Source organism: Limimaricola cinnabarinus LL-001, assembly GCF_000466965.1.
Taxonomy (GTDB): domain Bacteria; phylum Pseudomonadota; class Alphaproteobacteria; order Rhodobacterales; family Rhodobacteraceae; genus Limimaricola; species Limimaricola cinnabarinus.
Map to the genome: position 1 here is coordinate 1 of NZ_BATB01000074.1, position 12483 is coordinate 12483.

General features: G+C 68.4%; 11 protein-coding genes and 2 pseudogenes. 6 read left to right on the forward strand and 7 right to left on the reverse strand.

What is annotated here, in order from left to right:
- The 3 genes from ligD to MBELCI_RS16445 all read left to right on the forward strand — a co-directional run.
- A partial coding sequence (gene ligD / locus MBELCI_RS16435) for a non-homologous end-joining DNA ligase (RefSeq protein WP_045320376.1) occupies window positions 1–807 on the forward strand: 807 nt, incomplete at its 5' end.
- 562 nt (window positions 808–1369) lie between these two features.
- Complete coding sequence (locus MBELCI_RS16440) at window positions 1370–2095, forward strand: cytochrome c oxidase assembly protein (RefSeq protein WP_021695368.1); 726 nt, start codon at window positions 1370–1372, stop codon at window positions 2093–2095.
- Window positions 2092–2601 carry a CopD family protein gene (locus tag MBELCI_RS16445; protein ID WP_021695369.1) on the forward strand — a complete coding sequence of 170 codons (510 nt, stop codon included), beginning with the start codon at window positions 2092–2094 and terminating at the stop codon, window positions 2599–2601. The genes MBELCI_RS16440 and MBELCI_RS16445 overlap by 4 nt, the downstream gene beginning before the upstream one ends.
- Here MBELCI_RS16445 and MBELCI_RS16450 read toward each other — a convergent pair.
- The gene (locus MBELCI_RS16450) at window positions 2571–3083 is read right to left on the reverse strand and encodes a DUF2231 domain-containing protein (protein ID WP_021695370.1); all 513 of its coding nucleotides are present in this window, start codon (window positions 3081–3083) and stop codon (window positions 2571–2573) included. The genes MBELCI_RS16445 and MBELCI_RS16450 overlap by 31 nt on opposite strands.
- A gap of 105 nt (window positions 3084–3188) precedes the next feature.
- Here MBELCI_RS16450 and MBELCI_RS16455 point away from each other — a divergent pair, with 105 nt between their 5' ends.
- The 3 genes and pseudogenes from MBELCI_RS16455 (at window position 3189) to MBELCI_RS16465 (ending at window position 6524) form a co-directional block, all read left to right on the forward strand.
- Entirely contained in the window at window positions 3189–3758 is a 570-nt protein-coding gene (locus MBELCI_RS16455) for a cytochrome c oxidase subunit II (protein ID WP_235047674.1), read from the forward strand.
- Window positions 3755–6210, forward strand: a pseudogene (ctaD, locus tag MBELCI_RS16460) (cytochrome c oxidase subunit I). The gene MBELCI_RS16455 and the pseudogene ctaD overlap by 4 nt, the downstream one beginning before the upstream one ends.
- Complete coding sequence (locus MBELCI_RS16465) at window positions 6207–6524, forward strand: hypothetical protein (protein WP_021695374.1); 318 nt, start codon at window positions 6207–6209, stop codon at window positions 6522–6524. Before ctaD ends, MBELCI_RS16465 begins: the two are co-directional and overlap by 4 nt.
- Window positions 6525–6567: 43 nt before the next feature.
- On the opposite strand, the pseudogene MBELCI_RS16470 reads toward MBELCI_RS16465, so the two are convergent.
- The 6 genes and pseudogenes from MBELCI_RS16470 to MBELCI_RS21105 all read right to left on the reverse strand — a co-directional run.
- Window positions 6568–9641, reverse strand: a pseudogene (locus tag MBELCI_RS16470) (efflux RND transporter permease subunit).
- A gap of 12 nt (window positions 9642–9653) precedes the next feature.
- The gene (locus MBELCI_RS16475) at window positions 9654–10457 is read right to left on the reverse strand and encodes an efflux RND transporter periplasmic adaptor subunit (RefSeq protein ID WP_369385479.1); all 804 of its coding nucleotides are present in this window, start codon (window positions 10455–10457) and stop codon (window positions 9654–9656) included.
- Window positions 10367–10708 carry a hypothetical protein gene (locus tag MBELCI_RS22780; protein ID WP_369385480.1) on the reverse strand — a complete coding sequence of 114 codons (342 nt, stop codon included), beginning with the start codon at window positions 10706–10708 and terminating at the stop codon, window positions 10367–10369. The genes MBELCI_RS16475 and MBELCI_RS22780 overlap by 91 nt, the downstream gene beginning before the upstream one ends.
- The gene (locus MBELCI_RS16480; protein ID WP_021695377.1) at window positions 10705–11160 is read right to left on the reverse strand and encodes a MarR family winged helix-turn-helix transcriptional regulator; all 456 of its coding nucleotides are present in this window, start codon (window positions 11158–11160) and stop codon (window positions 10705–10707) included. The genes MBELCI_RS22780 and MBELCI_RS16480 overlap by 4 nt, the downstream gene beginning before the upstream one ends.
- 299 nt (window positions 11161–11459) lie before the next feature.
- Window positions 11460–12230: a LamB/YcsF family protein gene (locus tag MBELCI_RS16485; RefSeq protein ID WP_021695378.1), complete on the reverse strand. Its 771-nt coding sequence runs from the start codon at window positions 12228–12230 to the stop codon at window positions 11460–11462.
- The coding region (locus MBELCI_RS21105; RefSeq protein WP_045320377.1) for a hypothetical protein at window positions 12227–12483 on the reverse strand (257 nt) is incomplete at its 5' end. The genes MBELCI_RS16485 and MBELCI_RS21105, both read right to left, overlap by 4 nt.

Below are 12483 nucleotides of genomic sequence, written 5' to 3' on the forward strand. Positions count from 1 at the left end.
ATCGCCGAGCGGATGATGCAGCATGCCGCCGACCGGCCGGTGGCGCTGGTGCGGATGCCCTCGGGGCTCGACGGGCAACGTTTTTTCCAGCGCCATGCTGGCAAGGGGTTTCCCGACGCCATCGGCACGGTGCGGCTGACCGAGGCGAGCGGGCGCGAGGCCGACTACATCACCCTGCCGGACGCGGCCGCGCTCTTGGGCGCGGGGCAGATGGGCACGCTCGAGGTGCATATCCACGGGGCACGCAACGACCGGCTGGACCGGCCCGACCGGCTGGTCTTCGATCTCGATCCCGACGAGGGGCTGGCGTTCGAGGAGGTGAAGCGTGCGGCCCGCGAGATGGGCGATCTGATGCGGCGGCTTGGCCTCTCCTGCGCGCCGATGGTGACGGGGGGCAAGGGCGTGCATGTCGTCGTGCCGCTGCGCCGTGTCGCGGGCTGGGAGACGCTGCGCGGCTTTGCCCAGGCGGTGGCGCAGGGGTTCGAGCGCCGCGCGCCGGATCGCTATACCGCGACGATGTCCAAGGCCCGGCGCGAGGGGCGGGTCTTCATCGACTGGTTGCGCAACGACACCGCCGCCACCGCCATTTCCCCCTACAGCCTGCGCGCCCGCCTCATGGCCCCGGTCGCGTCCCGGTCGAATGGGAGGAGCTGGATCGGCTCGATCGCGCGGACGGGTTCGACGTGGAGGCCGCGACGGCGCGGCTGGATGCAGCCTGCCCCCCTGCTGGAGGCGTCGAAGGGCGCGCCCGGCCTGTCCGAGCGGACCCTGGATGCGCTCGAGGACTGGCTGGAGGAGAGCGCCTGACGCGCAGGCGCGTCCGGTAGGGTACGGACCGGGCGCGTGGGAACACGGGCGGGACTGATCGGTTCGGCAAGAGCAGGCGCATGGAGGCGTGGGAGGCGCGCCCCTCTGGACGGCTTGCCTGCAAGGCAACCGCAGGAGCCGACGACGTGCACTCAACACCATCCCCCCGACCGGCCCGCGCCGCCGCGTCTCGTCTTCGGGGCTGCTACGGTGAAGGCGCGTGTCTTCCTCAACCCGACAGCCGCAGGAGGCGACCGGCGCGCCGGCGGAGGCATGGCGACGCAAATTTCGACCCCGGAGGAGTTCGACATGACGCATCCCGCGACCGGTGGCGCGTAAGTATCTTCGTGGCGGTTCAGGGTGGTGCGGCGCAAGTCGCCCTCTGATCGGTGCCTTTGAGGCACCGGCGGCGGAAGCGGAACTCGGGTCCAGGGGAGGCGACCATGATTTCCGCGACTTATTCGTTTGAGGCGGCGGTGCGCAGCCCTAGCTTACCCGGAAAGAAGACCATGATGAAAGCATCGCCGCGACGATGCGTCCGGGGCCACGGGGGAGAAGGTCGATGTCGGAATGGGTGCTGCCGGGCAGCTATTGTGGCGCGGCGCCCGCGCCCGGTGCCGCCCTGTCCGCGTGGAACTTCGATCCGGTCCTGCTGGCCGGGCTTGTGGTCCTTGCCGTCGCCTTGCGCCACAGCCGGGCGGGATCGGTCGCCGTGATGGTGCTCGGGGTCGCCTTCGTGTCGCCGCTCTGCGCCATGTCGGTCGCGCTCTTCTCGGCCCGCGTGGTGCATCACGTTCTTCTGGTGGCCGTCGCGGCACCGCTTCTTGCCGCCGCTTGGCCGGCGAAGCGCGCGGGCGGGTCGGCGGCCTTGCCCTTCCTCTTGTCGACCGCGCTGCTGTGGGGCTGGCACATCCCGGCGGCTTATGACCTCGCGCTTGGCGACATGGCCGTCTACTGGATCATGCAGGCCACGCTTCTGGGGTCGGCCACGCTGTTCTGGCGCACGGTCCTGTCCGGCGGCCCGGCGATCGAGGCGGTGCTCTGGGCGCTGGCGGGGCTGATGCAGATGGGACTTCTGGGCGCGATCCTCACATTTTCACCGGCCCAGCTCTATGCCTCGCACGCGGTGGCGCCGTTGGCTTGGGGGATCACGCCGCTCGCGGACCAGCAGCTTGGCGGCCTGATCATGTGGGTGCCCGCGATGCTGCCTTACCTGGCGGTTATCGCCCTTGTGGCGCGCCGGGGCTGGCGCGCATCGGACACGGCACCGGAGCGGTCGGCGGCATGAGCTGGCTGACCGCGCTGATCCCGCATCTGAAGGCGGTGCATGTCGGGATGCTGCTTTTATGGTGCGGCGGGCTCTTCGCGCTGCCCTTGATGCTGTCGCGCCACGATCCGGCGATCGGTCAGGCCGATTACAGCCGCATCCGCCGCGCCACGCATTACGCCTATACCTATTTCGTCACGCCCTCGGCGGTGCTCGCCATCGCCTCGGGAACGGCGCTCATCTTTCTGCGCGAGGTCTTCGTGACATGGATGTTCGCCAAGCTGGTCTTCGTGGCGCTGCTGGTCACCTTCCATGTCTGGGTCGGCTATGTCCTCGTCGCGGTGGCCGAGCGAGAAGGCTCCCACCAATCGCCGAACCCTGTGGTGCCGCTTCTGCTGCTGCTCGTGCCGATCCTCGCGATCCTGTCGCTGGTGCTCGCCAAGCCGGAGCTTGGCGAGATCCCGGTGCCCGGCTGGCTCGCCGAGCCGCGCGGCAATCAGCTGCCTTTCGACGTGCCCAGACGATAATCGAAGACGAGTTTGCCGCCATGCCATCCCGTGACCATCACCACGAGCACGTTGAAGCCCGACATCAGGATACCGTAGGGCAGCACCGCCGCCTCGTAGCCCTGCAGCCGGTAGCCCCAGTTCAGCCCCAGAAGCGACAAGAGCAGTACCGCGATCACGAAGTGGGTCCATGCGGGCGCGCGGATGCGAATGCCGGGCACCATCAGAAGCTCGGCGGTGCCTGTGGCCCCCGCGGCGAGGCCGAACAGGAAGGCGGTGCCCGCCGCCCAGATCGCCGCGCGCGCCCAGAACAGTTCGCCCGACCACCAGTAGAGGAAGTCGGCGCCGAAATTGCAGAAGGTCAGCGCCACGGGGAAGGCCACGCTCATCGCGTGAAGCGGGTGGCCCCAGATGCCGACGAAGGATTCCGTTTCGTCATAGCCCGGCGACTGCGCGATCGGATCGATCAGCTCTTCCTTTTCATTGACTATCTCTTCAGACATGCCGGGCCTCTCCTGCGCTGCGGTATCGCGGGCTCAACACTCCTGTTGCTCGTCGGTTGCGAAAAGAGCCTTTCGACGGTGCATCCAGCGGGACCGGCGGCCTCGGTGATCGCGACGCTGTGGTGGGTGCTTCTGATCGGCGCGACGCTGATCTTCCTCTTTGTCGCGGGACTGATCGTCTGGGCGTGGCGGCGGCCGCCGGGCGAGGTCTCCGAGCGGCGCTTCGTGGTCTGGCTGGGCCTTGCCTTTCCGATCACCGTGCTCGTGGCGCTTTTGGGTTACGGCCTCGTCGTGGGCGAACGGCTCCTGCCGCGGGCGGGCCCCGAGGTGGTCGAGGTGCGCGCCGAGGCGCGGCAATGGGAATGGCGCTTCGGCTATGCCGATGCGCCGGGGCGCGAGACCGAGAACCTGCTGCACATTCCCGCGGCCCGCCCGGTCGACGTGGCGATCACCTCGATCGACGTGATCCACAGCTTCTGGGTGCCGCGTCTCGCGGGCAAGCTCGACGCGGTGCCGGGGCACGTCAACGTTCTCAGGATCGAGGCCGACCGCCCCGGCCGCTACGAGGGGCTGAGTGCCGAGTTCAACGGCGTGGGTTACCGCGATCACCGCTTCACGGTGATCGCGCATGACGCCGAAGGCTGGCAGACTTTTCTGCAGGGAGAGACACCATGAACGCGCTGCGGCGTCATCGCGCGCTGTCGCGCATCTGGGCCTCGGATCCCGGCCTCAGGGGATGGTTCACCACCGTGAACCACACCGATCTGGGACGCATGTTCCTTGCCGTGGCGGTGTTCTTCTTCGTGGTGGGCGGCATCCTCGCGATGCTGATCCGGGCGCAGCTGGCGAGCCCGCGTTCGGCCTTTCTAGGTCCCGACCACTACAATCAGGTCTTAACGATGCACGGGACCATCATGATGTTCCTGTTCGCGATCCCGCTCTTCGAGGGGCTCGCGGTGTATCTGCTGCCCAAGATGCTCGGCACCCGCGATCTCGCCTTTCCGCGCCTCACCGCCTACGGCTTCTGGTGCTACGTCTTCGGCGGCGCGATGATGGTATTTTCGCTTCTGGCGGGGGTGGCGCCCGACAGCGGCTGGTTCATGTATCCGCCGCTGTCTTCGACCATCGGCGCGCCGGGGATCAACCCGGACTTCTGGCTGATCGGCATCACCTTCGTCGAGATTTCGGCGATCTCGGCGGCGGTCGAGATCACGGTGACGGTGCTGCGCTACCGCGCGCCGGGCATGTCGCTGTCGAAGATGCCGATCTTCGCGTGGTACGCGCTGGTCACGGCGGTGATGATCCTCACCGGCTTTCCGCCGCTGATCCTCGGCTCGATCCTCCTGGAGCTGGAACGCGCCTTCGGCATGCCGTTCTTCCAGGTAGCGGCAGGCGGCGACGCGCTCTTGTGGCAGCACCTGTTCTGGCTCTTCGGTCATCCGGAGGTCTACATCATCTTCCTGCCGGCGGCCGGCGCCATCTCGACCATCCTGCCGGTGATGGCACGCACCACATTGATGGGCTACGGCTGGATCGTCGCGGCTGCGGTCTCCTTGGGTGTGCTGAGCTTCGGGCTCTGGGTGCACCACATGTTCACCACCGGTATCCCGCATATGGGGCTGGCCTTCTTCTCGGCGGCCTCGACGCTGGTGGCGGTGCCGACGGCGGTGCAGATCTTCGCGTGGATCGGCACGCTGTCCAAGGGTCGCCCGAGCCTGCATCTGCCGATGCTGTGGCTTCTGGCCTTTTTCGCGACCTTCGTGATCGGCGGCCTCACCGGGGTCATGGTGGCGATCGTGCCCTTCGACTGGCAGGCGCATGACACCTACTTCATCGTAGCACACCTGCACTACGTGCTGATCGGCGGCTTCGTCTTTCCGATGCTGGCGGCGCTCTATTACTGGATGCCGCATTTCACCGGGCGCAAGACCTACTTCAAGCTCGGCAATACCGCCTTCTGGCTCGTCTTCTTCGGGTTTCACGGCACCTTTTTGCTACTGCACTGGGCCGGGCTTTTGGGGATGCGGCGGCGGATCGACACCTATGAGGCGGGCCAAGGCTGGGAGGCGATCAACCTGATCGCCTCGATCAGCGGCTTCGTCATGGCGATCGGCTTCGCGCTGGTGTTGATCGACGTGGTGATCAACGCGGTGGTGGCGATCCGCGGGTCGCGCGATCCATGGAAGGCGGGGACGCTGGAATGGGCGATGCCGACGCCGTCGGCCCCCTATAATTTCGCCAGCCTGCCGCATGTGACCTCGCGCGATCCGCTCTATGACGACCCCGAACTTCCGGTGCGGCTGGCGCGGGGCGAAGGCTATCTCGGCGATCCGGGCCGCGCTCGCCGCGAGACGATCTCGGTCGAGATCGCCAGCGGCGCGCCGCGTTACATCACCGTCTTTCCCGGCAACACGGCCCTGCCGATGCTGATGTCGGCAATCACCGGCCTGTTCTTTCTCGGCATGCTGCTCAAGACCTATTGGCTGGTGCCGATCTCGGCCTCGGGTGTCATCGCCTGCGCGCTCTACTGGGTCTGGAGCCTTGGCGGCACGACGCGCGAGGGCCCCTTGCCGGTGGGGCGCGGCCCGGATCTGCTGACGGCGGCCGAAACCGCCGATCCGCCGGGCTGGTGGGGGTCGATCTTCCTGCTGCTGGCGAACGGCACCTTCTTCGGCTCGCTGCTCTTCGGATATGTCTTCTTGTGGACCATCGCGCCGAACTGGCCGCCGCCGAACTTTGCCGAACCGGGCCTCGGCATCGGCCTCACGGCGCTGGCGGGGGCGGCGTTGACGGCTCTCGGGACGCGCTGGCGTCCGGGCGCGGCCCTGCTGTTCGCCGCGCCGGGCCTCGTCGCGCTGGCCGTCACGGGCGTCATGACCCTGATGCTGGTGCCCGACCCCACGGCGCATGCCTATGACGCGACGCTTTGGGTGCTGATCGGCTACGGGCTGCTGCATCAGCCGTGGCACTCCTGATGCTGCTGTTCCTCGGGGCGCGCAGGCAGGCGGGGCATGTCGGCGCGCATGTCGGTGGCGAGGCGCGGATCGTGCGGCTCTGGTGCGACTACGCGGTGCTGGTGTCGCTCGTCGTGGCGTTGGCGGTCGGCCTGCCGGGGTGGCTGGCATGATCACGGTGCTGCGCCTGTCGCTGCCGCTGGCGATCTGGCTCGCCTCCTTCAGCGGCGTTTACGGGCTGCATGGCCTGATGTGTTCGAGCCGCTGGGCCGGACCGCCCATCGGCCTGTCCGAGCGCGGGCTGCTGATCGGGGCGGCAATCCTGGCCATCGCGGTGCAATCGCTGTGCCTCGTGGTGCTGCGCGCGCCGAAGTGGCGGGACCCTGACCCGGCGATGCGGCGCATCGGCCTCGCTCTCGCCGCGATCGCGCTCGTCGCCGCGATCTGGACATTGCTGCCCCCGACGGTGCTGGCCTCCTGCATGTGAGGCGTGGCGGGCGGCGGCCGCGGCGCGCCGCCCGCCATCTGGTTCAGACGGGCAACGGTGCTGCCTGCGCCTCTCGGGCCTCGCGCGCCTTCGCCCGTCTCTCGGAACCGGCGAAGAAGACGTAGTAGAACACCGGCGCGGCGATCAGCGTCAGCACCGAGGCGAAGGCGAGGCCGCCCATGATCGTGACCGCCATCGAGACGAAGAACGCATCGCTCAGAAGCGGCAGCATGCCGAGGATCGTCGTCGCCGCCGCCAGCACCACGGGCCGCAGACGCGACACGCAGGCGGTCACGATCGCCTCGCGCAGCTCCACTCCTTCGGCGCGCACGAGGTCGATCTCCTCGACCAGAACGATGCCGTTCTTGATCAGCATCCCCGACAGCGACAAGAGACCCAGAAGCGCGGTGAAGGTGAAGGGCAGGCCGGTGCCCAAGAGCCCCAGCGCCACGCCGTTGACCGACATCGGCACCAAGAGCCAGATGATCACCGGCTGCTTGATCGCGTTGAACAGCAGCACCGAGATCAGCACCATCACCAGAAGCGACAGCGGAAGCTGCTTGCCGAGGCTTTCCTGCGCATCGCCCGAGGCCTCGAATTCGCCGCCCCAGTCAAGCGCGTAGCCCGGCGGCACCTCGATCGCCTCGACCGCCGCGCGCACCTGCGTGAACACCTCGGCGGCGGTGCGTTCGGGTGGGATGTCGGCGCCGACGGTGAGGGTCGGCACCCGGTCGCGGCGATGCACAAGCGTGTTCTGCACCTCGTGACCGAGACCGTCGATCACCTGCTCGATCGGCAGGAAATGCTGGCCGGTTTCGGACCAGACCGGCTGGTCGCGCAGGTCGGAGGTGGCATCGCGCGGCAGCCGCACGGTGATCGGGATCAGCCGCTCGCCTTCTCGGTAAACGCCGCTGGAGACGCCGTCAGTGGCGAAGCGCAGCGCGTTGGCCACGTCGTCGCGGCTGATGCCGGCGCTCTGCGCGCGGTCGGTGGCGTAATCGGGGCGCAGCACCAACTCGGGCTCGCGCCAGTCGGTGCGCGGATCGAGGATGTCGGGCGAGGCGGCGCGCAGAACCTCGATCACCTCGTCGCCGACCTCGCGCAGCACGGCCGGGTCGGGGCCCGAGACGCGCACCTCGATCGGATCGCCGCCGCCGGGGCCGAAGACCAGCCGTCGGGTGCGGAACTCGCCCGCGGGCAGGGCTTCGCGGCCGAACGCCTCGAGTTCCTCCTGCAGGGCCGGGATGGTCGAGATGTCCTTGGTCCGGATGATCATGTGACCATAGCTCGGGTTGGCGCTCTCGGCGGCATAGGTGAGCATGAAGCGGGTCGCGCCCTGACCGGCATAGCTCGTGTAGGAGACGACCTCGTCGCGTGTCGCCAGCCATTCTTCGACCAGCGCCAGATCTTCCGAGGTCTGCTGGATCGTGCTGCCTTGGGGCAGCTTGTAATGCACGAAGAACAGCGGCGTGTTGGAGTTGGGAAAGAACTGCTGCCGGACCTGGCCGAAGCCGCATAGCTGACCACCGTGATCGCCAGCAGCGCCGGGATCACCAGCCAGCGGCCCTTGATAGCGCCGCGCAGCACGGCGGCATAGCCGCGAAACAGCGCGCCATCATAGGCCCCCGCGCCACCCGCCGTACCCCGCTTGAAGAAGTAGTGACCCAAGAGCGGCGTCACCGTGATCGCAAGCACCCAGCTCAGCAGCAGCGAGATGCCGATGACGGCGAAGAGGGAGAACATGAACTCGCCCGTCGCGTCGGGTGACAACCCGATGCCGGCAAAGGCCATGATGCCGATCACCGTGGCGCCCAAGAGCGGGATCTGCGTCTTGCCGGCGGTTTCGGTCGCCGCCTCGCGCGAGGGTTTGCCCCCCTGCATGGAGATCTGCATTCCCTCGGCCAGGACGATGGCGTTGTCCACGAGCATGCCCATGGCGATGATCAGCGCGCCGAGCGAGATGCGCTCCATCTCGATCGCGAAGATGGCCATGAAGAACAGCGTGCCGACCACGGTGAGCAGCAAGGTCACGCCGACCACCACCGAGGCGCGCCAGCCCATGAACAGAGCCAGCACCGCCACCACGATGGCGACCGACATGGCGAGGTTCACCAAAAAGGCGTTCGACGCCTCCTCGACCACCAGATGCTGTTGGTAGATGGGGTTCAGCTCGACCCCGGCGGGGATCTCGTCGAACAGCTCGGCAAGGCGGTCGTCGACGAGGTGGCCGACGGCGACGATGTTCTCGGTGGCGAGGCCCGCCACGCCGAAGGTGAAGGCCTCGGTGCCGTCATGGCGCAGGATCAGCGAAGGCTGCTCGACCCGTCCGCGATGCACCTGCGCCACGTCGTAGAGGTTGAGGATCTCGCCGCCGACCCCGACCGAGAGGCCCGAAATCTCGGAGACGCTGTCGGAGCCTTCGGGTGCGGCGATCCGCACGCGCCGCCCGGCGGTGTCGACCGAGCCCGCGGGCACCACCGAATCCGCCGATGCGAGCGCTCCGACCAGCGACTCGGCGGGCAGGTTCTGCGCCGCGAGAAGCGCCAGCTCCGGCTCCACGAAGATCGCCTCTTCCGGCAGCCCCGCAAGCTCCACATCCGCCACGCCCTCGACCGCGAGCAGCTCGCGCCGCAGCCATGTCGCAAGGCGGTGGATCTCGGCGTCGGAATAGCCCGGCGCGGTAACGGCGTAGTAGAGGCCGAACACGTCGCCGAAGCTGTCATTGACCAGCGGCTCGCCCACGCCCGAAGGCAGGTCGCGCGCCGCGTCACGCACCCGCGCGCGCAGCTTGGTCCAGATACCGGGCAGCTCCTCGCCGCCATAGGTCGATTTCACCTCGACCTCGATCAGCGACACGCCGGGGCGGTTGGTCGAGGTGATCCGGTCGATCTCGCCCATTTTCTGGATCGCGGATTCGAGCGGCTCGGACACCTCGCGGGCGACCTGCTCGGCCGAGGCGCCGGGATAGGAGGTGACGATCACCGACTGCTTGATGGTGAAGGCGGGGTCTTCGAGACGGCCCAGAGTGGCAAAGCCCCAGATGCCGCCGAAGAGGCAGCCCAGGATCAGCAGCCAGGTCAGGATCGGCTTTTCGATGGAGGCGCGTGCGATGGTCATGATGGGCGGTCCTTACTTCGGAAAGCCGGCAAAGCGGCGCACCGCCTGGCCGTCTTCGAGTGCTGCGGCGCCCGCGGCGACGATCTCGGCGCCGCGCTCGACGCCACCCGTCACGAGAAAGCCGCCGTCATCGGCGATCTCGATCTCGACCTCGCGGGCCGCCACGCGGCCCCGGTCGGGGGTCTCGCCCGGCTCGAACACCATCACCTCGACAGTACCGTCGAGATCGCCTACCAGCGCGGTGGGCGGCACCGGCAGGCCGCCCGCCATGCCGTCGAGACGGCTCGTCACGGTGACCGAGGAGCCGGGCAGCACGTCGGGCGCGGTCTCGGCAGCGAAGGCCAGCGTCAGGCCGAAGCTCTGGCCCACCGCCGTCGCGTCTGAGGTGAATTCGCGGATCTCGAGCGGGTAGCTGTCGCTCATGCCGGGAAAGCGCGCGGTGATCTCGACATCGGGGTCGCGCCCGGCGCGCTGGAACAGGATCTCGGGGACCTCGACCTCGACGCGCAGCTCGGACATGTCGTGCAGCCGCACGATCGGCGTGCCCGCCGAGACGGTGGTGAAATTGGCGACCAGCCGCTCGGCCACCAGCGCCTCGAAGGGGGCGTCGAGCCGCGCCTTCGACAGCGCGCGCTCGGCGTCGCGCAGCGCCACCTGCGCCAAGGCGGCATTGGTGCGCGATTCTTCCTGCGCCGCCTCGCTCACGGTGGAGCGGCTGAGCTGGTTCAGACGGTCGAGGTCGCGCTCGGCCTGCGCCTGGCGCAGCTCGGCCTGCTCGAACGCCAGCTCGAAGGGTTCGGGGTCGAGCCGGGCCACGAGGTCGCCCTCGCGGATGATCTGCCTTCGAGCACGGGAAACTCGACCAGCTGGCCGCCGATCTGGAAGGCGAGATCGACGGTTTGACGCGCCGCGACCTGGCCATAGAATTCGCGGGTGAGCCCGGTGTCTTCGGTGCCGAGCGTCATCAGCTTGACAGGACGGGGGGCCGCGTCGGCCTCGGCCTGTTGCGCGGCGCCCGGCGTGGCGAGCAGCGCCAGCACCACGAGAGGGGGGAGGAAGCGGGTCAAAACGGCAGTCCTTTCGGCAGTCCTTCGGCCTTGATGTGAAGGCGGATGCGGGTGAGCAGATCGCCCAGAATGTCGAGGTCGGCCTCGGGCAGGCCGGTGGCGTCGCGCAGCGCCCGGTCGGCCTCGGCGAGCATCTCTTGGCGGCGGGCGCGGCCCGTCTCGGTCAGATCGATCAGCCAGGCGCGGCGATCCTCGGGGTCGCGGTGGCGCTGGACCAGCCTGCGCGACTCGAGCCCGTCCACCACGACGGTGAGGGTCGAGGGCAGAGCCTGCATCCGCCGGGCGAGATCGCCCATCCGGCTTGGCCGCGACAGCCGCAGCAGCGTCAGCCGCTCCTGCTTGGACAGGTCGGGTTCGGCGCATTCGAGCCGCTCGTGCAGTGCCCAGTAAAGCAGCATGATGCCGAGCAGCATGTCACCGCGTCCGCCATCGATCTCGTCGATCTCGGTCATTTCGCCTCTCTGCAGCTTGCGAGTCGGCGGCGATATACTTCATTAAATGAAACATTCAAATCGAAAAGTAATTTGATCCGTGACGGTGTGGTCCCGAACGGCTTGAACGGGGCGGCTGCGCTGCGCCGCCATTGCCAATTGGAATCAACGCGGTCACTTGGCGAGGGCCGCTGCGACAAGCCTTCCCCGGCCCGGGCGTGGCGCGCCGGACTTGAGCGAGACGGATTGGACCGTCTGCCCCGCGAGCCAGAGGGCCATTCGCCCGAGCAAACTGAGCGGATGGAGCTTGGGCCTGCGCCCTATCGCGCTACCGCCTCGGGCAGCGTGACGAGGGTGTGGCCCCAATCGGCAAGCTCTTCGCGGAGCGCGCGCGCGGTGTCGAGGGCTTCGGCCCCATCGCCATGCACGCAGATCGAATGGAACGGCGTCGGCAACACCGCGCCTTCGCGGGTGATGATGCCGCCCGCCTCGATCATCCGCTTCACATGCGCTAGCGCCTCGGCCTGTCCGTGCAACACCGATCCCGATCGGCTGCGCGGGGTCAGGCTGGCATCGGCCTCGTAGGTCCGGTCGGCGAAGATTTCGAGCGCGACCCGGAGCCCCGCCGCCTCGCCCGCAGCGGCCAGTTGAGACAGGGCGGGGGCCAGCAGGATCAGGTCGGGATCGGTTTCGGCCACGGCGCGGGCGATGATGTCGGCCATGGCGCGGTCGGCACAGGCCTGGTTGTTCATCGCGCCATGCGGTTTGACATGGCTGATCGGGTGGCCGAGCGCGCGGGCCATGCCCGCCACCGCCGAAACCTGGTAGATCACCGACAGGCGCAGCTCCTCGACCGAGAGCGTCATGGCGCGGCGGCCGAACCCCTGCAGATCGGCATGGCCGGGATGCGCGCCGATGCTGGTGCCGGTTTCCTTGGCCCGGGCGATGGCGCGGGCGATCACCACCGGGTCGCCGCCGTGAAAGCCACAGGCGATATTGGCCGCGCCGACCACGCCGAGCAGATCCTCGTCATTGCCGATGACATAGGCACCGAAGCTTTCGCCGAGATCGGCGTTGAGGTTGATCTTCACGGACGGCCCTCCGGTTCGGGGTGATGCGGGAAATGATCGGGGCAAAGCGCGTCGACCGCGCCGCTTACGAGGTTGGCCCGCCACAGCGCGCGCGGATCGACCCTTCCTGCATTGGCGGGGATGACGCTCTCGGCGATCCGGTCGAGCGCGGCGCGGCGGTCGCGCGCCGCCGCCTCGGCCTCCTCGACGGTGACGGCGGCAAAGCGCAGCCTGTCGCCCGGGGCGCGCCGGGCGAGGCGCGACAGGTCGGCGC

Coding starts and splice junctions, on each gene's coding strand:
- MBELCI_RS16440 (WP_021695368.1), top strand. CDS start 1,370: ATGTCGGAATGGGTGCTGCCGGGCAGCTATTGTGGCGCGGCGCCCGCG.
- MBELCI_RS16445 (WP_021695369.1), top strand. CDS start 2,092: ATGAGCTGGCTGACCGCGCTGATCCCGCATCTGAAGGCGGTGCATGTC.
- MBELCI_RS16450 (WP_021695370.1), bottom strand. CDS start 3,083: ATGTCTGAAGAGATAGTCAATGAAAAGGAAGAGCTGATCGATCCGATC.
- MBELCI_RS16465 (WP_021695374.1), top strand. CDS start 6,207: ATGATCACGGTGCTGCGCCTGTCGCTGCCGCTGGCGATCTGGCTCGCC.
- MBELCI_RS16480 (WP_021695377.1), bottom strand. CDS start 11,160: ATGACCGAGATCGACGAGATCGATGGCGGACGCGGTGACATGCTGCTC.